The sequence below is a fragment of the Vibrio sp. 1580 genome (genome assembly GCF_033340055.1).
Genome location: NZ_JAWOVT010000478.1, coordinates 1 through 589 on the forward strand (window position 1 = coordinate 1; position 589 = coordinate 589).

Genomic DNA, 589 nt, shown 5'->3' on the forward strand with positions numbered 1-589 from the left:
TTCGATATGGATATCCGATGCACCAACTTGCACCGCGTCTTCAAACATCGAATTAACCAGTTTTACAACGGTGACTTCTTCACTGTCGGCTTCATCGATGCCATAGTCAAAGCTTTGTACGTCTTGGTGCTCGGCTTGTAACTGCTCAGCAAAGGACGCGATCTCTTTAGTACGACGGTAGTAACGGTCGAAACTGCTGATCAACTGACGCTCAGAGGCTATGATGAACTCAAGGTTGTACTCACCGAGCAAGTTCATTAAAGACTCTTGGGTAAACAGATCCGCCGGATCACTCATCGCAACACGTAGAGTGTCACCATTACGAGCCACCACCATTGCACGTAAACGACGAGCATGAACTTCTGGCAGTATTTGCACCGCATCCGCATCCACTGGAGCGCGTCCAAGATCGATCAACGGTAATCCAAGTTGCTGAGACAAGAACTCCAGCATTTGCTTTTCGGTAATAAACCCGAGGTCAATCAGGGCATCACCTAATTTTTGTCCGGTACTGCGCTGAGCGGATAGAGCTTGCTGGATTTGATCTTCCGATACGATGCCTTCTTCAACAAGTAGGTCACCTAAGCGT

1 protein-coding gene is annotated in these 589 nt (G+C 48.2%); it reads right to left on the reverse strand.

All coding sequences use genetic code 11. The features are described 5' to 3' along the window. Positions 1-589 (reverse strand): GspE/PulE family protein (locus R7093_RS26690; protein ID WP_411913260.1); only part of this gene is annotated, 589 nt, incomplete at both ends.